This window comes from Paenibacillus graminis (genome assembly GCF_000758705.1).
Taxonomy (GTDB): domain Bacteria; phylum Bacillota; class Bacilli; order Paenibacillales; family Paenibacillaceae; genus Paenibacillus_AQ; species Paenibacillus_AQ graminis.
On the sequence record NZ_CP009287.1, the window covers coordinates 6,918,367 to 6,938,964 of the forward strand.

Sequence of the window (20,598 nt, forward strand, 5' to 3'; positions counted from 1 at the left end):
ATTTAGTATCATATTAAACTTATATATCTTTTTATATTTAGTGTCAATATTTTAAGCAAAAAACAGCTACGCCATCCTTCACTGGATAACGCAGCTGTCTTGGATTTGAATTTAGCGTTTGTCTGAAGGATCTTTCATGAATCGGGCAGTGAAGTGGGGAACTTGAAAGCTTGGCGAATACAATGAAGCTCATCAGGAACTAAACTAAGTGGAAAAAGTAAAACTAATCCGGTGAAATCCGGGGTACACAAGTTTTAGTTGGATTTTGTACACCTAACTCATGCCTATTCGCCCCATATGGCCACTTTTAGCCGAATTAGTGGTACTTTTTCCAACATAGGCTACTCCATAGGCTAAATGAGTTTGATTAGTGATCCTTTTTCCACTAAGGATGTCCGGCTCTATTCATAAATTTCTCATGTTCAATTTATATAGCGGTTGTTTACCTGCTTCTTCGCCAGCGCGAGTTGGAGAAAGGCTATCACAGGTGAAAGAAATCATAATTTCCCAAAAAACAAAAGAAGCGCAATCCCCCGGGACCGCGCTTCCAGCTTTTTTCGGCTTATTCGGCTTATTTGTACAAGACTTTCTCCACATTGTATTTGGCTCTAAGCTTGTTCACAATGTATGTTTCATAGATTTCCCTGTCGACGGCATCATCGATAATGCAGACTTCAATCTTGGCCACCTCGTCACGGTGCGGCTTCATCACCGAAACACTATCTTCAAAATGCTTTTTAATCCGCGGTCTCAGCTTTCTGGCCTTGCCCACAAACAGCAGCTCATCCTTGTCGTTATAGAACATGAAGATGCCGCCTTTTTCCCGGGTAATCAGGTGGAAATCCGTGAATCCGTAGATATGGCTAAGTACAGGATTCTCCTGCTTCATAATGGTAACATCCGGTGTTGGAATCGTAATGCTGATCATTGTAGCTCACTTCCCTCTTGTATATAGACATAAATAGTATCACAGTTCCAGAACCCTGACTATACAGATACATCGCCGGATTAAGCAATAAGGCGCTCCTGACACGGCTGTTACCGGATGAGCAGCCCAGCGGAATCAGCGGACGCTGCTGGGACGGACCGAAAGTCATTGCTTCCTCCGAAGAATCCTACAAGCGGGACCGCGCCGCAGAGCTGTGGAATGGAGCTCACACAGCCTTGGCCTGCCGGCTCTGGATAGCACGGATCGTCTCCCTGATCCCATCCTCAAATGAAGTTGCCGGGATTGGACCGACTAAACGCTCATACTTGCGGCCGCTTAAGCGCAGCGGTTCCTTCGTTAAATAGAGCATTTCCACAATCTCCTTCATAACCGGTACAAACAGGCCCAGCAGCGATAAACCAATCAGTCCCACCGGGATGACCGGTTTGGACTTCCCGCTTGCTGCCCGGGCAAGGCGGACGATCTCCTTGCCTGAGATGGTCCCGGCCCCCGGAATGTTCCAATTCTGCCCGTAGGCCTCTTCCCGGAGGGCAAGTTCGACGATCATCACCGCTGCATCCGGCAGATACACATATTCACGCGACACAGTCATATTCCCGACGAACATTCCCGGTTTGCCCGCAGCAATGGCTTCAAGCGTAGAACCCAGATATGAGGCTTCGTTGGCAGCAGCGCCATAATAATCGGGCAGGCGGACAATCATCCGCTCCGTCCGGCTCCAACGCGGGCTGAAGAACATCCGCTCGAACTCCAGCTTGACTTTGCCTTTTTTCGTATGCGGGTTCTTGGGGAAATCCTCGCTGATCGGCTGCTCATCCTTTCTTCGTCCATAGGGATAAATTCCGTCTATCGCAATCACACGCGTACCGAGTCTGTCCGCCGCCTCCATCACAGCTTCGCCCATCGGCAGCAGCTTGGTGCTCATTTCGTGGTACGGCACCGACGCACAGTGAAAAATAACATCTGCACTTTGCGCAGCTTGGTAAACATCCTCCGCCTTGAACACATCCCCCGTCTTGAGGCTAAGTCCAGCCGGATTGCCCAGTTTCGCAGCGAACTGCTCCAGCTTCGGCAAAGTTCTTCCAAACGCCACTGTGCTGACGCCTCTCTTCAACAGTTCTGCAATAATAACCGTTCCAGTTCCTCCGGTTGCGCCTAATACGACAGCCTTCTTTACATTGTTCATCATTAGTATTCCTCCTACATGATTTTGTATTATTAGTGATTAATCAATAACCAAAATTCAAAAAAATAATAAACCCCGCTGTGTCTACATGAACATTTCACATATGTTCACTATTCATGCGCTTGTCATTCATACGCTGCCATTCGTTGTGATTGATCAATCACTACTTAAGAGCTGTGAAGCAGCTAAGGGGATAACCCTTAGGTGAGCGGCTGGCTTTTTTGCCATACGGCTCACTTCAGATGCTTCGGCTTCAGCTCTGGCATCTCCAGCGCCATTGCAATGTGGCAGAGCATGCCGTTGGCCATGAATGTACTGACTTCCACCTCGGGGTTGGCAATCCCGGCAGCGGTAAACTTATTTTCCATCAACTGTGTCACCTTGTTCATTCCGGCCTGCATCGAACTGCGGATCGCTTCATCGCGAATGCCCAAGGCCTGCACCTGCAGAATGATTTCACTGGGATGAGTCTCCATCATTTGCTCATACACCCGGATCGATTCCTCCAGCAGTTTATCCCCGGATGCCTCAACGTCTGTGAATGTGCGGATTGTCCGTTCAAACGCCCGGTCCAGCGCCGCTACAAACAATTCCTCCTTATTCTTGAACAGCTTAAAAATGTACGGCTGGGAGATGCCTACCTTCTCTGCCACCTGTGCGGTTGTCGCCTTGAAATAGCCATGCTCGGCAAATACAATTACTGCGGCTTCCAGAATCTGTTCCCGGCGGTTTACTGAGGCAGCTTCTTCCTTCGCCCGTACATCTCCCGATAATTTGCTCATGTCGGCCTCCTGTGGTTATACAGTAATAGGTTTTGAATAATGTTTAGTTATTGGTCAATCACTATCTTGTTTTGAAGTATACACTGGCTGTTTCCGAAATACAAGTTTTTATTTAAATTTTTTACGGCTCTCTTTAAAGAGTAAAGACGCGGCACGAGTAAAAAAACAGCCGCGCCGCCCTTGCTTCAGGACGCCGCCAGCTGTTTTTTTACGATACCGGCCAGATTTCCGTTCCCGGCTTATGATCTTTAATTTCGGCTCCGCAGCTTGGACAGCAGCCTGAGGATCTCCACATAGAGCCACACCAGCGTGACCATGAGGCCGAAGGCACCGTACCATTCCATGTATTTCGGAGCTCCCTGCTGCGCCCCGTGCTCAATAAAATCAAAATCAAGCACCAAATTGAGTGCGGCAACGATGACAATAATAACCGAAATGCCGATTCCGATCAGGCTGTTGCTGTGCAAATAGGGTACGGTTACACCGAACAGCCCCAGTACAAAGCTGAGCAGATATACGATGGCGATTCCGGCCGTGGCAGCAAATACGCCGAGCTTGAATTTTTCCGTCGCCCTAATTATTCTTGTTTTGTAGGCAAGCAGTAAAGCAACAAAAATGCTCAGGGTCAATAACGCAGCCTGCAAAGTAATACCATAGTACAAGCCTTCGTATGACGCTGAGATTGCCCCGAGAAACAGCCCTTCCGCCAGCGCATAGACCGGTACCAGATAAGGGGCAGCGGCCGGCTTAAAGCTGATAATCAACGCTAACACGAATCCGGTCAGCGCCCCGCCGATAGCGTAAGCAGATACATCCTGTCCGTTAAAATACATCGACCAGGCGCTGAAGGCACCTGCCAGCAGAATGGTCAGGGTAATGAAGGTTTTGTTGACCGTTCCGTTAATGCTCATACGCTCCTGTCCGGAGTACCGTTCTTCGCGTTCAAACGTTTTTTCATTTAACGTGGGATTCCCGCTGCGTCCGATCAAAAGATCATCTCGTTTCATTGTATTTGTGTCCATAATAGCATATTGCCGGCATGAAAACATTGCAGTGATCCGCAAATGCTGATATAACCAACCTAGCTAAAAAAGGAGGGTTCGGATTTGAGCAAATTCGGAATGTATGCCAAATTCACCGCCAAACCGGGAGGCCGCGAGGCGCTGGCGGCTATCCTGCTCGAAGCTGCCGCAGCAGCTGAGACGGTGAGCGAATGCGAGCTGTACATCGTCAATCTTTCGGAGAGTGAGCCGGATGTCCTCTGGGTCACTGAGGTATGGAGCAATGCAGAAGCACACGCGGCTTCACTGAACGACGAGGCGACCCGGGCCACCATCCAGCGGGCCATGCCGCTGATTGCAGGTGTCGAACCCATTCCGCTGGTTCCGTTGGGAGGCAAGGGGCTGGCGTTCGGAGCTAAGGACGCATAATTTGAAAAAGGCAATAATGCTGCTCCTTACAGAGTGTATTATTGCCTTTTTTCTTCATTCCATTTCCGCCAATCTGGCGATAATTCGTCTTTTGCGGTACAGCATCCGGGCAGCCTCGGCTACATCCTCCAGCGCCTTGCGGTTGGTGTAGGCACCGAAGAACATCCCTGCTACCGGGATGGCCTGCAGCATCTTTTTCCAGCCCCAATTGTCGCGGTACACCATGATGGCCTCTTTCCAGCCCTGAATCTTGGAGACAGCCTCATTCGTTCCTGGCGTAATATCCCCGGTCCCCCCGGCCTGCAGGTTGAGCTCCTTCAGAATAGTCCGCTTGCCGACAATATCCGATGAAGCGAACTGCATCACCTTGACGGTAAAGATCCGCTCCGCTTTATCCGCAGGATTATAGCCATAGCAGAGGCCAATCTCCTGGATGACCTTCAGAGACAAGCCCAGAACCGCAGGGATATCCGCAGCCAGCGTGAACACCCCGCCGAATCCCGTTGTTGCTCCCTGCGCGGTGGCTACATTCCTGCTGCTCTGCGTCAGCTGCTCTGCAGCCTTATCCATAACAGCCAGAGGAAAGGGACCCTCACCGCTTCCTCCAGCCGCACGGCTTTCGGCCTGCATGAGCAACCCAACCTTGCGTCCGGCCACCAGATAGTTGCCTCCATTCTGGATATAGCTCCCCAGTTCGTCCAGCAGCTTGCCCAGCTTCTCATGAATAAATTTCGGGGTAAGCTTGTCGAGCACCTTGAATGGCAGACGGGTGAGGTGGTCCCAGATCATCAGCTTGTTCTGTTCTTTTTCCCACTTCGTTATTTCAGCAAGCGCAGCATTCAGCTCCTCCACAGTCTCCAGATGGGAGAAGGACCCAGCAGTTTCCGTCATATCTAAGCCCCCTTAAAAATTCTTGTTTGTTTAAATAGTACGTTTTTGCAGGCCACCGGTTCTGTTAATTTTATAACCCGTTTGGGGGAGTTTGAATGATTGGGGGAGAATCGTTCTGACCTTACTGTTTTGCGCCGGCGGCAAATCCAAGGTGGGATCATGTGATAAAGGTCAGTGAATTAGGCTGAATACCTTGTACTCCCGCAGACTTAAGTGGAATAAGGCAAGCTAATTTGCTTGAGCTCCCTGTTCTCCGCAGTCTTTAGTGGAAAAAGGTACACTAATTCAGCTCATTTCACCCCCAATGGGAGAATATGGCCCAATTAAGTTTCCTTCTTCCACCTAAACCTAACATTTATTAATTTTAGAGTAAAATAAGTTCCATTTTTCCAACTAGCGCTTACCCGTCACCTGGCGATTGTCCACCACCGGCGATTGCCCACCAAAACAGAGAGAACATAATTATCTAAAAGCTGAATGCGGTTCTTTAAAGGACGGTACCGTTTCAGCGGGAATTATAAGAATGGTTTGTGGCGTGAAACATATAACTCTATATATTTAAAAAAGCATTTCCGGATCAAACCGGAAATGCCGGAACTTCGATTTTCTATTGCTCAGTGTTGCTATTTGCTGATTCTGCAAGGGCCAGCCGCTTTTTCTCCTCGGCCAGTCTGTCTTCGGTGAGATCCACCCCGCGGCCTCCGACCGAGCCCTCCGGAGCATGGCTGACTGCCTCCTCCGCGTGCTGCAGACTGTTCTCCGCCTGCGAAAGAGTCTGGTCGTTCGGGTGGCTAAGCGCCTGGGATACGGAGTTGTGCAGCCGGGTCACCGCATCCTGGGCCTGATCCACGGTACTATTGCTCCGCAAGCTGGATTCATAATGCTTCATCTTGTCAACCGCTCCCTTCAGTTTTACTGTCCAATCCCCTTTAGGATGGATAGAGGGAGCCTATCTTATGCAGGTCCGGGCGGCCCATTCAACGGCATTTAGCCGTTGCGCAGGCTCCTCCGGCCTGGCAGGGCCGGTCCGGGCGGGGGCTTCCACCCGCCTACACCAGGAACATGGCGGCGATCGTAGTCGCCGCAAACCCCAGCAGGACCGGCTTCAGGTTGCGCCGGGCCAGCTCAAAAGGGCTGACGCCGCAGATGGCAGCCGCAGGAATGAGCGCCCATGGAATCAGGGTGCCGCCGCCGACCCAGATGGCGGCCACCTGTCCCAGGGCGGTCAATGTCGCCGCGCCGGAGTGAATGGCGGCGGCGAACAGCCGGGCAATCGAGCCGGCCAGCGAGATGCCGGAGAAGCCGGAGCCATCGAGGCCGGTGATCGCGCCGATCGCCGTCATCGTCACGGCTCCCACGGCCCCGTTAAGCGGCACGTGATCCGCCAGGGCCACGCCCAGGTCGTTCACGATGCCGTGCGAGCCTTCCGGCAGCACCTTGCCGAAGAGCTCGGTGAACGCCGAGTCGCCGAGGTAGAAGAAGGCGGCGATGGGGATGACCGGCCCAAAGACCTTGAAGCCGAAGACGAAACCCTCAATTAGGTAGGAGGTGACCTTCTCCAGCCCCTGATTGCGGTGGGCAAGCAGCGTGACCGAGATCAGAATGAGCACGGCGGTGCCGCCAACCAACGCGGTGGCGTCCCCGCCTTGCAGATTCAGCGCGAACATCGCCGCTACATCAAGCAGAAAGAGCAGGGGTATGGCAATAGCGAGCCCTTGGCGGAGACGGGCAGCCAACAGAACAGGCGTTTCTTCTCCCCCTTCGGCATCCGGTCCCCGCAGCTTTCCTGTGGTGCCTTTGACGGAAACCAGCCCGTCTCTCCAGGTACCATTCTGCTGGTCGCGGCGCATCATCCAGAATGCAGCGATTGTTGTCACGAGCCCCATAACAATAACCAGCGGGATACTCGCCTCCATCACGCTGGCCACCGGGAGACCTGCGGCATCTGCCGTGAGCTTCGGAGCCCCCTGGATAATATAATCTCCCGACAAGGCGATTCCATGGCCGAACAGGTTCATCGCCACTGCCGCTCCAAGTGCAGGCAGTCCTACCCGGAGAGCTACCGGCAGCAGAACCGCACCCACCAGCGCAACGGCAGGCGAAGGCCAGAAGAAAAGGGAGGTCGTCATCATTATGAGTCCAATGCCCCAGTATGCCATGGCCGGTGTGCGTATGAACCGGGTAAGCGGGGCAACCATCGTCTCGTTAATACCTGTAATCATTAGAATCCGGCTCATAGCCACAATAATCGATATGATCATGATCGTACCCAGCAGTTCCTTGGTCGCATAGACAAAAGAGTTAAAAATCCCTGACACCGAGCCGCTGAGCGTCTCCGCAGCAAGCAACCCCAAGGCAAAAATCCCGGCCACACAGATCATCGTCGTATCGCGCCGCCGGATCAGAAGCACCATAATGAACACAATAAAGGTCAGGTAAACCCAGTGTATCGCCGTAAGCTGAATGCCCATTATTGAACACGCCCTCTCTTCACCTGCAGGTTGGTCCTATAGGGTATGCGGGAGCATAGGCGGTTGTTCATCTGTGCATTTTACAGCAATTTGTTGGATCTTCTGGCCCGCACCAGTTGAAGCTGGTGCAGCCAGTCTTGGGCAGCTAACCCGTCTACCGGGTTGGCGGCAGGCTCTTGTCCTTGCAAAGAAGCTTCTGCAGCCGAAAGCAGATTTTTAGATAAAATCGGGAGGGCCGCCTCCCAGGCATGCCGTCTCTCAGCAGCCGTCCTTTTATCCTCTGCTTGATCATCCCGGTTCTCCACATCCGAATGATAGCCTGTCTCTGTTTCCTTTGGAGAGGCTGCAGCAGACCATAGGGCAACTGTACCGTCCTTATGCACAATCAGGCTATGGCTTAAGCCCTTTCCGCCACTCAGCAGCTGCAATGGACTACGGCTTGTCTGTTCTTGAGAAACGTACGGGTCAAGGGTTCCATACACTTTATTGCGCATGGCCGGGTCCTTAGCCATCTGCTGCAGAATGTTGGGCGCAATGATAATTTCCCGTTCGCCGCCGTTCATCCCGGAATGCTCCAAATCTTTTCCACCCTTGGACACGGTCTGAATCCGCACTCTAACCCCATATTTCCGCTTTAGCCGCTCCGCCTGATCCAGTGTGGCCGCGTTGACCGCCGCCAAGGTTTCGTTAAAACTGAGCGCAGAGGCCGGGGTGGACGAATGGTTCTCTGGCTGCTGCGGCGGCCGGGTCAAAGAAACCCCGCTGATCCCTGTAATCGGAATATACACACAGCATCCCTCCTCTCTTCATTAAAATGCAAGTTATCCTTAATATCGGCCGGGACAGAACGATTTCTTAAACTTCAGCGGCGCAGGCTGGCATGGAGCAGGCCATACGGTCAGCGGGGTCTTTTACATATGGAAGTTCCCGTTTGCGCACCCAAAAAAGGGAAGCCATAGGCTCCCCTTAAAGAACACGGTTAATGTTTATTTTGCCAAAGCCCCTGCTGCAGCATCTTCCCCGCCCAGACGGCCGGAGGTGAACGAATAGCCCAGGCCCACGCCGTTGCCGACATAGGTGTCATTGAACAATACGCCTTCGGATTCGAGGCCAACCGCATACAGTCCCTTGACCGGCACACGTTTGTCATTCAGTACCTGAAACTGGGTATTTACCAGCAATCCCCCAACCGATCCAAGATTGTTGACCTCGGCGATGATTGCGTAGTACGGGCCGCTCTGTCCCATAGGAACCAGGTATTCCTTTGCTTTGCCGAACTCGGTATCTACCCCGGTCTTTGTTGCTTCCTGGTATTGATTGAAATCATGTGCAAACACCTCTGCGTCCAGACCGGCACTCTGGGCCAGCTCTTCAATGGTGCCGCCTTTGTAGCCATCGCCATTGGCAACCATGGATTCGAATACTTTATCCGCATCTTTCCATGGCGTATCCAGCTTGAACTGATCGGCAAAAGTGGCGTAGAATTCCGGCGGCATTCCCGGCAGGGAAGGCGCTTTTACACCGTTCATTCCTTTAGCCTTCAAAGCATCGATCTGCGCCTGCGAAATAATGACCAGATGATACGCTCCGTTAAAAGCACTGGTATTGGCAGCTGCTACGGAGGTGAGCGTCGCCGCCTCGTCTCTGAATCTTGCTCCTGAAGGACCGACATTCATCAGGGTAGGCAGATAAGAAAGCATCAGCGGATAGCTGGCTTCGAACGGCGCGTATTCAGCCTTCAGCTTCTCCGTGGCTCTGGCCAGGGTCTGATGCAGCATCTGCCCGCCGAAGTTGTCAGGAACCTTAGCTCCGGCTTCCCAGGACATTTTCAGCCCTTCGCCGATATTCTGGCCGAGCCCCCCGTTAACACCTTCAAAACCGAAGGCCTCTTTGACCATTTCTTTGTTGCCTGCATAGCCGCCGGTTGCCATAATAATGCTTTTACCGGTAATTTCAAGCGTCGTGCCGTCTGCTTTCTCGGCAACTACACCGGTCACCTCACCGTTTGCACCTGTAATCAGCTTCTTGGCAGTCGTTTCGGTGATTACTTGGCCGCCGCCCTTCTCTACCGAAGCAGCCAGCATCGCCCGCAGTGTGGGCTGGCGCGTTTCGTAGGCCGGAAGCATATGCAGCTGTTCCCCGGCAAAGTTGATGAAGGTGGTTTTGTAGCCTTTTTTGTTCAGCCAGTCATAGGTTTCCCCCGACTTCGTTACATACTGGCGGATCGCCGCAGCATCCACTCTCCAGTGGTTATTCACAATCCAGTCGGAGATTTCCTTTTCTACACTAACCTTAAGCCCGCTGCTGACCGCAGCCGAGGAATTATAGAATTTGCCCGCCCAGGACAGGTTGCTTGCTCCCCCAATAGTGGCTGTTTTCTCAATAATAATGACCTTGGCCCCTTTGTCCGCCGCCGATACGGCCGCTGAGACACCGGATGCCCCTGCGCCTACAACGACAACATCCGCCGACAGCTGCTCGGTTTTGCCTTCACCGGCTTTGGCTATCTTCCGGGACTTGAATGCTTCTACATTGCCGCCCGCCTGCTTCAGTGCATCCTCAACAGCAGTCAGAATGGCCGCGCTGGACTCGGAAGCCCCGCTGACCGCATCAATTGCCAGCGTCTGGCCTGAGATGATCTCATCCTTGATCTTGTTAATTGCTTCAACGCCGATTCCGGCCGTCTCTTTCTGGTTGAGCACCTTGATGCCTGTGATTGTGGATTGGGCATCCAGGGTAACCTCCACCTGAATTTTTCCGTCTTTTCCATCGGCCTCCGCCTTATAGGTTCCTGCTTTAAAAGAAGCCGGTACCTCGTTGTCATCCGCCGCCTGCTGAGCCGCCTCCGGCGACGCTGACGGCTGCCCGGAAGCTGCCGGTTCAGCATCATTATTGCCGCTGCAGCCGCTGATCAGCGACAGCAGCATGATGAGGCACACGGATAACATGAATATTTTGCTCTGTGCTTGCTTGCGCATTGGTTCTCCCCCTCTATGGTTGGTAGGCAGCCCCTTTCTCTCTGGAAGGACTGCCGGGACTACGCACAGAGTGTAAACCTTGGTGCGGCACCAAGGTCAATGAATGTTATGTGAAATTATTCTCAAACGGAATGTCGATCTCCAGATAGGTTTGGTTGCCTCTGCTCATTCGTTCGGTGAATAGAATCTTGCCGCGGATATCACCGGTGATGGCGAGGCCCTCTGCCTCGGCATAATCCAGCATGAACTGAAAGGACTCCCGGCCAAGATCCTCCTCATAGGAGCTGGCAATGACTGCGGAAATGCAGGTGGCCGGCCCGATATACTCCATACTCTCATTCAAGCAGACCTCCAGCTTCCGCTGATCCTCCTCCAACAAAGCCAGCCCCCAGCTGTATTCCAGCCCCGCAGCCTCCGGGATGTTTTCCGAATTTTCTATTCTGAAAGAATAGAATGTGAAGGGAAGCAGCTCCATCCAAGCCTGGACCGTCTGTTTCAGACACTCTTTCTGCAGCAGCTGATTTTTGTCTGTCTGCTGAATACGGTACATGCCCGGCACCTCCCTGATCCGGCAGGTATAAAAAGCATCCCCGATCCGCCCAAGCTCCGCGTGGATCTCATTGATTTTGTCCAGCAGCATCACGCTGCGCCTAATCTCCTCTTCCAGCTGCTGCCGTGCGCCGGCAATGGACTGGATGACCTGCTCCGCAGGAGCATCGTTGATCAGCCCGGCTACATCCTGAAGCGGAATTTGCATACTCCGGTACCACCGGCTCGACAATAAATTTCTCGCGTCCAAATCACTGAAATAACGGTAGTTATTGTGTTGATCCTTCATCGGGCGCACAATATCATGCTTCTCATAGAGCCGCAAGGTATCCGCCGTCACACCCAGGATCGAGGCAAATTCTCCGATAGAATATTTCATAAAAAAGCCCCCCAGCTCTTATCCTGTAATTCATGATAGAGGGTTTCCGCCAAGGGCTTTGTGGGTTATGTCACATGGAGAGGACGAATCTCCGTTAATCGTTTATACTAAAAAATAGTAATATAGATTGACCTTGAAAATATAAAAAACAGGGAAAAGCGGCGGAAGAAAAGTTCGGAACTGTAGAAGCGGTAGTCCGCCTTTGTCTGCGGATTTCCACCGTGGACAGCACACGACCAATCCCGAAATAGAAAATCACAAGTTCAATCTAAATAGAACATATGATTTGGAAGTGAACCTCATGAATTTGGCGGAGAAGGTGGCGGGCCTTCCTTTATCTCCCGGGGTCTACCTGATGAAAGACAGTCTGGGCCATGTCATCTATGTCGGCAAAGCCAAACAGCTGAAGAAGCGGGTCCAGTCCTACTTTTACAATGCCAAGGGCCATTCCCCTAAAGTGAAGCAGCTGGTCAGAAACATCCGGGACCTCGATTACAAGCTGACCGATACGGAGTTTGAAGCCTTCATGCTGGAGTGCCAGCTGATTAAAGAAATCAAGCCGATGTATAATAAAAAAATGAAAAACCCGCTTGCCTATAGCTATATCGTTATTCGTACGGATACTGCCTACCGGCAGCTGACGGTGACCTATGACCCGGCGGAGTATGGGGACAGCCTGTATTTCGGCCCTTATACCAGCAGAAGCACGGTAGAGCGGGCGGTGCAGGGAATCAAGGAAAGCCAGAGAATCCTTTGCAGCACACCCCATGCCAAAAACGCGTTTTGTCTTAATCACTCGCTTGGTATATGCATCGGTATGTGCGGGGGCGGAGAGGCGCTGGAGCGGTACGAAGAGATTATACACAGCGTGGCCGGTCTGCTGGACGGGAATGATCCCCGTATTCTGGATGAGCTTCAGCAGCGGATGAATCTGGCAGCAGAGAATTTCGAATTCGAAACAGCCGCCAAATACCGCGATTATTGCACCGCCGTCCGCTCCCTGCTGCAGAAGGAGAGGGTGATCGGCTTCACCGAGCAGAACAAAAATATCGTAGTGCTGGAGCCGATGCAGGAGCAGGTGTTCAAGCTGATCCTGATCCGGGGCAGCGAGATTCTGGACCGCGCCAGGCTGGACGCCGGGCAGATGAGCTCAGAGCAATTGTGCGGAATCATACAGTCCGCCATCAAGGACAGCTTCAGCAAACCTCCGCACGGAGAGCCGGGTGAAATCAGCCGCCATAAGCTGGATGAAGCCCAGATCATATACAGCTATCTGGCGGGCAACTCCGGAAGCTATTCTGTGATTTCTCAGGAATGGCTGGAGGCAGAGGACGGTGCGGCAGTTGCTGAAGCGGTCCGCGAGCTGCTGAAAGGCTATTTCGAAGTCGCGCCAAGCTAAAGTGCAAAAAGGAAACCGCAAGCACAAACCCGCCGGCGGCGCTCCAACAACGGCGTTTCTGCCGTTGTTTCCCGGCGAACCCGCTGGCGGTGCTCAACAACGGCGTTTCTGCCGTTGTTTCGGGGTAAACCCGCCGGCGGTGCCCCAACAACGGCATTTTTGCCGTTGTTTCCGGGCGAACCCGCCGGCGGCGCTCCAACAACGGCGTTTCTGCCGTTGTTTCCGGGCGAACCCGCCGGCGGTGCTCCAACAACGGCATTTTTGCCGTTGTTTCGGGGCGAACCCGCCGGCGGTGCCCCAACAACGGCATTTTTGCCGTTGTTTCGGGGCGAACCCGCTGGCGGTGCCCATATACTCATCAGGAGGAGTCATGACCTCCTAAACGAAAGAGGCTTCCCGCCGGTCCCATTGACCGTCTTCTGGAAGCCTCTTCTTCATAATAGGACAAGCTCTGTATGCTTATCCTGTTCGCCTTTCGGCGGGGTAAGGCCGGACTCTGTCTTAAGCCTTATTTCCCGAGCAAATCCTTTACACCTTCACTGAGCGGTGTAAGCGGGCGCTGCAGGAGCTTCGCGAAATCGCTGCTGGTGATGTCGAGTGCGCCCTCGCGGATCGCTTGTTGAATAGCGACTACAATCGGGAGTGCCGCTTCCGGTACGCCTGCTTTTGCCATAGTATCGGCATAAGCGGCATCATCTACCTGCTGAACCGGAACTTCCTTGCCCAGCAGCTCGCCGACAACTGCTGCCAGCTCGGCTTGTGTTGCAGGTGTACCTGACAATTCGTATACGGTATTCTCATGGCCGTCGCCTGTCAATACAGCTGCTGCCGCTTCTGCGTAATCACGGCGTGTTGCCCAGCCCACCTTGCCGTCGCCAGCCGAGGTCAGCCATGGCGCTCCGGCCTGAACCGCCTGAATGGAGCCAACCTCATTCTCCAGATACCAGTTATTGCGCAGGAAGGAGTACGGAATTCCGGATTCACGGATGAACTCTTCGGTAGCACGGTGAACCGGTGCCAGGAATAGCGGGCTGCTGTCGGCATGGCCGACACTGGTATAGACGATGAAGCCGACTCCCGCATGCACTGCGGCATCGACGGCAGCTTTGTGCTGGCGGATCCGGGTGTCGTTGTCCCCGTCAGCCGATACGATCAGCAGCCGGTCCACACCGGCAAACGCCGTATCCAAAGTCTCCGGCTGGTCAAAATCACCATGACGGACCTCTACTCCGCGTGCGCTGAGGTTGTCCGCTTTTTCCGGGTTTCTGACGCTGACTACCAGGTTTCCTGCCGCTACCGACTTCAATAAAGTTTCGGCCACGATGGAACCGAAGTGTCCGGTGGCTCCTGTTAATGCAATCTTCATTTCTTTTCCTCCTAAGTAAATATCATTTTTAGTCGTTCCTGCTGTAGGCCGGGGCGGCTGCAGCATATTTTCTTCCTGTAACTAATATAGTTACAAGTAGATGAAATGTCAAATAAAAAAACGGCTCATGTAACCATCAGTCAGGATTACCCATTTCGAAAATGGTGGGATGAAACTAAAGGCAAGAATCCGAATCAAGGTACATCGTCCACAACGAATGATACGCGAAAACCAGGTAATCGTGATGGAAGACTTGCGGGTAAAGAACACTGATGCAAATCACAAGTTAGCTAAGTCCATATGGCGTGTAGTTCACGAGCGCGCTTATCTTTTGCATTTCACCGTATGCCTTTTTTAGAACTGAACCTGCCAAGATATTTGTTAGGATTACCGGTTTTTGTTATTCTTAATTGAAAAAAAGAAATGATCTGCCATTAGAAAGGTTCTGTGCTATGTCTAAACCAAGAGCAAGCATTTATAAGCGATATATCCCTGCCGTCACTCCCCCGCCGGAGTTCAGCGGCTCTGCCTACTGGCTGATCTTCCATTCCGGCAAGCTGCTGGTTACCGAAACCGCCGGGATTACAGGCATTCCGCTCCTGCCTGCGCTTGAGCAGCTATCCATGGTTCCCTTAAGAACCCTGTATCTGGGGACGTTCGAACAGCTCCCCTGCTATGCCGCACAGGTCCTGGAAGAAACCCCTGAGCCTGAAGGGATGGCCTTCCGCCCGCTGCGTTCCTTGTACGAATCTCTGGATGAAGATCTGTTCCATCTCGCCGGCAAGGGCATTCAAATGCTGGCCTGGGATGAAACCCACCAGTTCTGCGGCAGATGCGGGACCGCCACCGTGCTGGCGCAGACCGAGCACTCACGCAGTTGTCCGGCCTGCGGACTGGTCAGCTATCCCCGGATTGCCCCGGCGGTCATTACCGCGATTCTTAAGGACAACCGGATTCTGCTCGCACACTCCCCGCATTTTGTGAACAATATGTACGGGCTGATTGCCGGATTCGTGGAGCCGGGTGAAACGCTGGAGGACTGTGTACAGCGTGAGACGATGGAGGAAGTCGGCATCAAGGTGAAGAATATCCGCTATTTCGCCAGCCAGCAGTGGCCTTTTCCCCACTCTCTAATGGTAGGCTTTCTGGCCGAATATGAGAGCGGAGAAATTACCGTGGACGGTGAAGAGCTGGATCATGCCGACTGGTTCGAGCTGGACCGCCTGCCTGTCATTCCGTCCCCTGTCAGTATTGCCCGCAAACTGATCGACTGGGTGGTCGAACACCATTCCTGAGACAGGCAGCAACGGATACCCCCTAACAGGAGGTATCCGTTGCTGCTCAATCCTTTACTAACTGGCTGTCTTAAAATATTGGTAGATCCGCTCCAGCTTCCGGGCGTGCTTGCCCCGCTTGCTCTCCATGCTGCCGAACTCAAAGAACTTAACCTTGCGGATGCCCACAAAGTTGAACAGCGCCTTGCGCATTAACACCTTGTGCGCATTATGCAGCATCAGCAGCGGATAGTGGGTTGGACCCTGCATAGTGGAAATGCACACTACCGACTTCCCTTTCAGCAGCCCTTCCGGCAGCAGCCCGCCCTTATCCCGGTATGCGAACCCCGAGGCAAACATCTGGTCAATATACCCCATGAGCATAGCCGGCGGCCGTCCCCACCAGATCGGGTAGACCAGTACGATTTTATCAGCCCACATCAGCTGTTCCCTGTATTTAGCCAGTGCGGGATCCGTGTGCATATCCCGTCTGCGCTTATGCTCATTAAATACCAGTACCGGATCAAATCCCTCGTCATACAAATCAAGCACCTGAATCTCCGCCACCTTCGCATTTTCCCGGCTCCCCCGAAGCACCTCCTGCAAAAAGGCATAGTTTAGACTCTGATGATTCGGATGGATATAGATAACCAATGTATTCATGCCGCCACTCCCTTACTTGTCATTTGATAACGAAAGGGTATCACGGATGCATTTTAGTTGTCAAATGATAATTGTTATTTGATAATGTTTTTGTTAAGGTTTCTTTTGAGGTGAACTTTATGGACAAAGAATTATTTCAGAAATTTGTAGCTTTTACGACTGCCGTCCATCAAATTACAAGTGATATCAGCAAAGATATCAAAGCCGAAGCACTGACCCCCCTTCAATATAAAATTCTCGAATATATCGCCGTCAGCCAGCCCGTCACTCTCAGCGAGATCAGCGATTGCATGCATATGTCGATGCCGAACACCAGCCGTGAGCTGAAGAAGCTCAGCGCAAAGCAGCTATGCGACAAAATCACCGATCCCGCAGACCGCCGCAAGCAGGGGATTACCCTCTCCCCCGCAGGAGAGGCCATGATAAACGAAGCATTCCAGCATATCGCTATCCGGTTCACTGAACGGATCGGGGATTTAACAGAAGAGCAGCGCAAAGAGATCGAGCGGGCGCTCGATCTGCTGCAGGAAAAGGTATTTTACTGAGGTAAACCTACATTCAATTCACAATCATTTTACCGGAATACTGTTCACCAGACTCTCAACTGGAGCTTCCTTGCGTTTGATAAAGAAGGCCAGGATCAGCGCGATAACTGCACTCCCGGTGGTTACCATTGAAGCCACATTCATCCCGTGTATCAAGCTGTGGACATCACTCGTTTGTCCCAGCCCGCCACCGCTATTGGTCATTATGGTTACAAGCAGCGCTGTTCCAATGGAACCGGCTACTGTCCGCAGAGTCGTGTTAACGGGGATCCCATGCCGGATCAGGTCGGGGGCCAGTGAATTCATACCGCTGGTTATGACCGGCAGCAGGGTCAGACTGACTCCAATCATCCGCAGGGAATAACCGATCATCAAGAAGGCATAAGAGGTATTTTCCGTTAAATTAGTGAACAGCAGGGCGGAGACTACCGTTAAGCTTAGCCCTGTGATGACCAGCATCCGGGCACCCAATTTATCGAAAAGCTTCCCGGCTACAGGAGACATGATGCATATGAGAATCGCACCGGGCAGCAGCATGAGACCTGATTTGAGCGCTGAATAACCAAGCATCGTCTGCATATAGAGAGGCAGCAGCAGCTGGGCGCTCAGCATGATAATCATCAGGATCATACTGATTACTGTAGCCATAGTGAAAGCGGGACTTGTGAATACTCTTAATTCCAGCAGGGGATTCTCCATGGTCAATTGCCGCCATACGAACAGGCCAAGTGCAATGAACCCGATGCCCAAAGAAATCAGAACTTCCGTGCTTCCCCACCCTTTGCTGCCGGAGACGCTAAATCCATACAATACGCCGCCAAATCCAAGAGACGACAGCGTCATGGATAACGCATCTATTTTTCCCTTCACCTGCGGGGTAACATTCTTAACGAAAAATAATCCAACGATGGTAACCAATAGAGCGCAAGGAAACAGAGCATAGAATAACAAGCGCCAGGAATGATTCTCTACAAGCCAGCCGTTCAGCACAGGTCCGATGGCGGGAGCAAAATTAATAGCAAGCCCAATCATTCCCATCGTGAACCCCCGTTTGGCAACCGGGATCAGGATAAAGGTCAGCGTCTGCACCAAGGGAAGCATGATCCCCACTCCAACCGCCTGCACCATTCTTCCGGTGAGCAGCAGCCCGAAGTTAGGGGAAACCGCGCACAGGAGTGTTCCAGCAGTAAGCATTCCCATGGAAAAGACAAATACTTGTTTGGTTGTGAATCTCTGAATGAGAAAAGCTGTAATCGGGACAACAATGCCGGTAACCAGTGCAAAAGCCGTTGTAAGCCATTGGGCTGTACTCGTTGATAGCCCGAAATCCCCCATAATGTTCGGGAGTGCCGTATTGAGTGAGGATTGATTCAGCAGTCCCACCATAGACCCGATAATTAAAATGGCCATGATTAGAATCGTTCCCTTTGGTATTTTCTCCATTCTATTCCCCTCCATTTATACAATGATAAGCTTCCGCCTGATTTACGTTTGATCCGCATACCGCCACCAGGCAAGCGTGCCTGCCACGCCAATGACGCCGGTCAATACGGGAAGCAGGCGGCTAATAAACTGTAATTGGGTACTTTCATCTCCCGATGCGCCGCTAAGAATCCCTGGAATGGCCCACGGAATATATTCCGCAATTCCTACGCCCCCGCCAAACTGGGCAATCACAATGGTAAGCAGAACAAACCCCAAAGGAGACAGATAACCGCGCCTACACTGGCCCACAGTTTATGTCTGCCGGCATCGACCCGCTCTCCGAACACATATGAGGACCCGGAATCCGGCCGGATCATACCCAGCAGCATACGGATGGTTGTCGTTTTACCTGCTCCGTTCAGCCCCAGAAATCCGTAGATTTCCCCTTGGTCCACCTCCAGCGATAGTCCATTCACAGCATGGTTGCTCCCAAAATGCTTGGTCAATCCTTCTGTCTGAATCATTGCGGACGTTCAATCCCTCCCATTCTGTATTTTAAACTAACTAGTTGTTTATATTTGCTCTAAAAAAATGGCCGCCTCCTACAGCAAAGACGGCTCCATCACACCATGGATGATAAACTTACTAATCTGTTCAATTAACTGCTCTTTCTGCTGCGGCGAGTCCTTTTTATCCAACAAATGTTCATACCGCGAGATGGATTGCAGGGTAGTTGTGGTCACATTCATAATCAGAATGGGAAACAGCTCCGGGTCCAAATCCTGCCGGAGGATTCCGCTCTTCTTGGCGGCTATGGCCAAATCGTTTAACTGGGTGCCATCGTCCGGACGGTAGGTGATTTGATTCCATGTCTTCCAATCCTCGGCGGCTTCCCAGAATAGAATTTTCAGATAGCTCGGATGCTCCATGAGGAATAATACCATTTCCCGGGTCATTGCCTCCAAAAAGCTCTTAAACGCCGCAGGGTCTGTTACAAGATTCTCGTTCCTCATTAATTCGGTAATAAACGAGCCTGTAATTTGTTCGCCAATCTGATCCGCGCGTTTGACCACTTCCGTATAAAGACCCAATTTGTCGCCAAAATACTGATAGATCAAGCTTTTATTGTACCCGGACGCCTTCGCAATCCCATCAATCCGTGCTGCCGAATAGCCAAGCTCGGCAAATATCTTCTCGGCGGCGTCAAGGATAATCCCTTTGGTTCGGGCGGCATCGTAAATTTTCGAACTTCGTTTGCCCTCTGCTGATACTATAATTCCCACCTCCATTTATAACTAACTGGTTAGATTTTATGATGAAACCGGACAGAAGTCAAGCGCAAATAATATATCCCCTGCATTTGCGTACGATAGGAGCAAGAAGCCGCAAGTCCCCCTTTTAACAGCAAAAAAGAACAGCCGAGATCCAAATCACAGCTGTTCTTTCTATACGAACGAATTTTAATAGGCCATTATACTTTTCTGACAAATTCAGATTTGAGCTTCATGGCTCCAAAACCGTCGATTTTGCAATCAATATCATGATCGCCTTCGACCAGCCTGATGTTCTTCACTTTGGTGCCAATTTTCAGTACAGAGGAGCTTCCTTTGACCTTAAGGTCTTTGATGACAGTAACCGAATCTCCATCGTTCAAAATATTGCCGTTGGCATCCCGGACTACCTTGCTCTCCTCAGTGCTTGCATGCTCTGTACCTTGCGCCCACTCATGCCCGCATTCCGGGCAAACCAGAAGCGTCCCGTCCTCGTACGTGTACTCCGAGCTGCACTGCGGGCAGTTTGGCAATTCATTCATGATCTCATTCTCCATTCTTATCGACGGCATCGTCTCCATAAATTCTTCTTATTGTAGCATACCACTTGAACTACTGCGTAAATTAAATTAATATCTAATTAGATGTAAATATAATCTTATGCGGTGCGAACCCCAATCCATTTAAGGAAGGTGTAACTATGAGGAGATGGGGGAGAAAATGCTGCTCATCAAGGAAAATGGCAGGCACATTGGCATCATTACCTATCTGCCCAGCCATCCTGGTGACAAACATTCCTGGATCGGTCTTTTTATTCTCCATCACGGCCGGGCTGGGCAGGGGATTGGTTCAATTGCTTTGAATGCTCTAGAGCGGAGATTGAGACAGGAAAATGTAACGCAAGTCAGACTGGCCGTTCAGATAGAGAACCTGATTGGCGCAGCTTTTTGGCAGAAGAACGGTTATGTCATCATCAAAAGCACCAAAGATCAGCGCGGCAATGAGGTTGATGTGTACGAAAAACCGCTCCTGTGAAAATG

Annotated in this window: 23 protein-coding genes; 5 read left to right on the forward strand and 18 right to left on the reverse strand. The window is 51.8% G+C overall.

Annotated elements, in window-relative coordinates; all coding sequences use genetic code 11:
• Positions 1 to 571: 571 nt before the first annotated feature.
• The 4 genes from PGRAT_RS29925 to PGRAT_RS29940 form a co-directional block, all read right to left on the reverse strand.
• Positions 572 to 928, reverse strand: coding sequence for a nucleotide excision repair endonuclease (locus PGRAT_RS29925; RefSeq protein WP_025705039.1), 357 nt, complete (start codon positions 926 to 928; stop codon positions 572 to 574).
• Between the two features lie 226 nt (positions 929 to 1,154).
• Positions 1,155 to 2,138 carry an NAD-dependent epimerase/dehydratase family protein gene (locus tag PGRAT_RS29930; RefSeq protein ID WP_036704405.1) on the reverse strand — a complete coding sequence of 328 codons (984 nt, stop codon included), beginning with the start codon at positions 2,136 to 2,138 and terminating at the stop codon, positions 1,155 to 1,157.
• Between the two features lie 230 nt (positions 2,139 to 2,368).
• The gene (locus PGRAT_RS29935; RefSeq protein ID WP_025705037.1) at positions 2,369 to 2,917 is read right to left on the reverse strand and encodes a TetR/AcrR family transcriptional regulator; all 549 of its coding nucleotides are present in this window, start codon (positions 2,915 to 2,917) and stop codon (positions 2,369 to 2,371) included.
• Between the two features lie 248 nt (positions 2,918 to 3,165).
• Positions 3,166 to 3,906 carry a Bax inhibitor-1/YccA family protein gene (locus PGRAT_RS29940; RefSeq protein WP_025705036.1) on the reverse strand — a complete coding sequence of 247 codons (741 nt, stop codon included), beginning with the start codon at positions 3,904 to 3,906 and terminating at the stop codon, positions 3,166 to 3,168.
• 117 nt (positions 3,907 to 4,023) lie between these two features.
• On the opposite strand from PGRAT_RS29940, the gene PGRAT_RS29945 reads away from it, so the two are divergent.
• Complete coding sequence (locus PGRAT_RS29945) at positions 4,024 to 4,347, forward strand: putative quinol monooxygenase (protein ID WP_042267663.1); 324 nt, start codon at positions 4,024 to 4,026, stop codon at positions 4,345 to 4,347.
• 54 nt (positions 4,348 to 4,401) lie between these two features.
• Here PGRAT_RS29945 and PGRAT_RS29950 read toward each other — a convergent pair whose 3' ends face one another.
• From PGRAT_RS29950 to PGRAT_RS29975, 6 genes are all read right to left on the reverse strand, one after another.
• On the reverse strand, positions 4,402 to 5,238 hold the full coding sequence (locus tag PGRAT_RS29950) for an EcsC family protein (RefSeq protein WP_036703856.1): 837 nt from the start codon (positions 5,236 to 5,238) through the stop codon (positions 4,402 to 4,404).
• Between the two features lie 607 nt (positions 5,239 to 5,845).
• A complete protein-coding gene (locus PGRAT_RS29955) occupies positions 5,846 to 6,127 on the reverse strand; it encodes a hypothetical protein (RefSeq protein WP_025704401.1) in 282 nt (93 codons plus the stop codon).
• A 160-nt stretch (positions 6,128 to 6,287) separates the two neighbouring features.
• On the reverse strand, positions 6,288 to 7,709 hold the full coding sequence (locus PGRAT_RS29960; protein WP_042267666.1) for a hypothetical protein: 1,422 nt from the start codon (positions 7,707 to 7,709) through the stop codon (positions 6,288 to 6,290).
• 80 nt (positions 7,710 to 7,789) lie between these two features.
• Complete coding sequence (locus PGRAT_RS29965) at positions 7,790 to 8,497, reverse strand: DUF6033 family protein (RefSeq protein ID WP_025707970.1); 708 nt, start codon at positions 8,495 to 8,497, stop codon at positions 7,790 to 7,792.
• Between the two features lie 198 nt (positions 8,498 to 8,695).
• Positions 8,696 to 10,687, reverse strand: coding sequence for an FAD-binding protein (locus PGRAT_RS29970; protein ID WP_042267668.1), 1,992 nt, complete (start codon positions 10,685 to 10,687; stop codon positions 8,696 to 8,698).
• A 106-nt stretch (positions 10,688 to 10,793) separates the two neighbouring features.
• Complete coding sequence (locus PGRAT_RS29975) at positions 10,794 to 11,615, reverse strand: MerR family transcriptional regulator (protein ID WP_025704417.1); 822 nt, start codon at positions 11,613 to 11,615, stop codon at positions 10,794 to 10,796.
• Between the two features lie 301 nt (positions 11,616 to 11,916).
• On the opposite strand from PGRAT_RS29975, the gene PGRAT_RS29980 reads away from it, so the two are divergent.
• A complete protein-coding gene (locus tag PGRAT_RS29980) occupies positions 11,917 to 13,014 on the forward strand; it encodes a UvrB/UvrC motif-containing protein (RefSeq protein WP_025704418.1) in 1,098 nt (365 codons plus the stop codon).
• Here PGRAT_RS29980 and PGRAT_RS29985 read toward each other — a convergent pair.
• Together PGRAT_RS29985 and PGRAT_RS29990 are read right to left on the reverse strand one after the other, a co-directional pair.
• Positions 13,011 to 13,373 (reverse strand): hypothetical protein, encoded by a 363-nt coding sequence (locus tag PGRAT_RS29985; RefSeq protein ID WP_042267671.1) that lies wholly within the window; start codon positions 13,371 to 13,373, stop codon positions 13,011 to 13,013. The two genes, PGRAT_RS29980 and PGRAT_RS29985, sit on opposite strands and share 4 nt — an antisense overlap.
• Positions 13,374 to 13,522: 149 nt before the next feature.
• Complete coding sequence (locus PGRAT_RS29990; protein ID WP_042267673.1) at positions 13,523 to 14,380, reverse strand: SDR family oxidoreductase; 858 nt, start codon at positions 14,378 to 14,380, stop codon at positions 13,523 to 13,525.
• A 452-nt stretch (positions 14,381 to 14,832) separates the two neighbouring features.
• On the opposite strand from PGRAT_RS29990, the gene nudC reads away from it, so the two are divergent.
• A complete protein-coding gene (nudC, locus tag PGRAT_RS29995; protein ID WP_025704731.1) occupies positions 14,833 to 15,675 on the forward strand; it encodes an NAD(+) diphosphatase in 843 nt (280 codons plus the stop codon).
• A gap of 57 nt (positions 15,676 to 15,732) precedes the next feature.
• On the opposite strand, the gene PGRAT_RS30000 is transcribed toward nudC, so the two are convergent.
• A complete protein-coding gene (locus PGRAT_RS30000) occupies positions 15,733 to 16,317 on the reverse strand; it encodes an NAD(P)H-dependent oxidoreductase (RefSeq protein WP_025704732.1) in 585 nt (194 codons plus the stop codon).
• A 119-nt stretch (positions 16,318 to 16,436) separates the two neighbouring features.
• Here PGRAT_RS30000 and PGRAT_RS30005 point away from each other — a divergent pair, with 119 nt between their 5' ends.
• Positions 16,437 to 16,862: a MarR family winged helix-turn-helix transcriptional regulator gene (locus PGRAT_RS30005; protein WP_025704733.1), complete on the forward strand. Its 426-nt coding sequence runs from the start codon at positions 16,437 to 16,439 to the stop codon at positions 16,860 to 16,862.
• A gap of 24 nt (positions 16,863 to 16,886) precedes the next feature.
• Here the strand turns inward: PGRAT_RS30005 and PGRAT_RS30010 are convergent, their stop codons facing one another.
• From PGRAT_RS30010 to PGRAT_RS30030, 5 genes are all read right to left on the reverse strand, one after another.
• On the reverse strand, positions 16,887 to 18,305 hold the full coding sequence (locus tag PGRAT_RS30010) for a DHA2 family efflux MFS transporter permease subunit (protein ID WP_025704734.1): 1,419 nt from the start codon (positions 18,303 to 18,305) through the stop codon (positions 16,887 to 16,889).
• A gap of 42 nt (positions 18,306 to 18,347) precedes the next feature.
• Positions 18,348 to 18,563 carry a hypothetical protein gene (locus tag PGRAT_RS30015; RefSeq protein WP_155990350.1) on the reverse strand — a complete coding sequence of 72 codons (216 nt, stop codon included), beginning with the start codon at positions 18,561 to 18,563 and terminating at the stop codon, positions 18,348 to 18,350.
• On the reverse strand, positions 18,536 to 18,811 hold the full coding sequence (locus PGRAT_RS30020) for an ATP-binding cassette domain-containing protein (RefSeq protein WP_025704736.1): 276 nt from the start codon (positions 18,809 to 18,811) through the stop codon (positions 18,536 to 18,538). Before PGRAT_RS30020 ends, PGRAT_RS30015 begins: the two co-directional genes overlap by 28 nt.
• A gap of 78 nt (positions 18,812 to 18,889) precedes the next feature.
• Positions 18,890 to 19,576, reverse strand: coding sequence for a TetR/AcrR family transcriptional regulator (locus tag PGRAT_RS32015; protein WP_025704737.1), 687 nt, complete (start codon positions 19,574 to 19,576; stop codon positions 18,890 to 18,892).
• A gap of 182 nt (positions 19,577 to 19,758) precedes the next feature.
• The gene (locus PGRAT_RS30030; RefSeq protein ID WP_025704738.1) at positions 19,759 to 20,100 is read right to left on the reverse strand and encodes a zinc ribbon domain-containing protein YjdM; all 342 of its coding nucleotides are present in this window, start codon (positions 20,098 to 20,100) and stop codon (positions 19,759 to 19,761) included.
• 178 nt (positions 20,101 to 20,278) lie between these two features.
• Between PGRAT_RS30030 and PGRAT_RS30035 the strand changes: the two genes are divergently transcribed.
• Positions 20,279 to 20,593 carry a GNAT family N-acetyltransferase gene (locus tag PGRAT_RS30035; RefSeq protein WP_025704739.1) on the forward strand — a complete coding sequence of 105 codons (315 nt, stop codon included), beginning with the start codon at positions 20,279 to 20,281 and terminating at the stop codon, positions 20,591 to 20,593.
• Positions 20,594 to 20,598 lie beyond the last annotated feature (5 nt).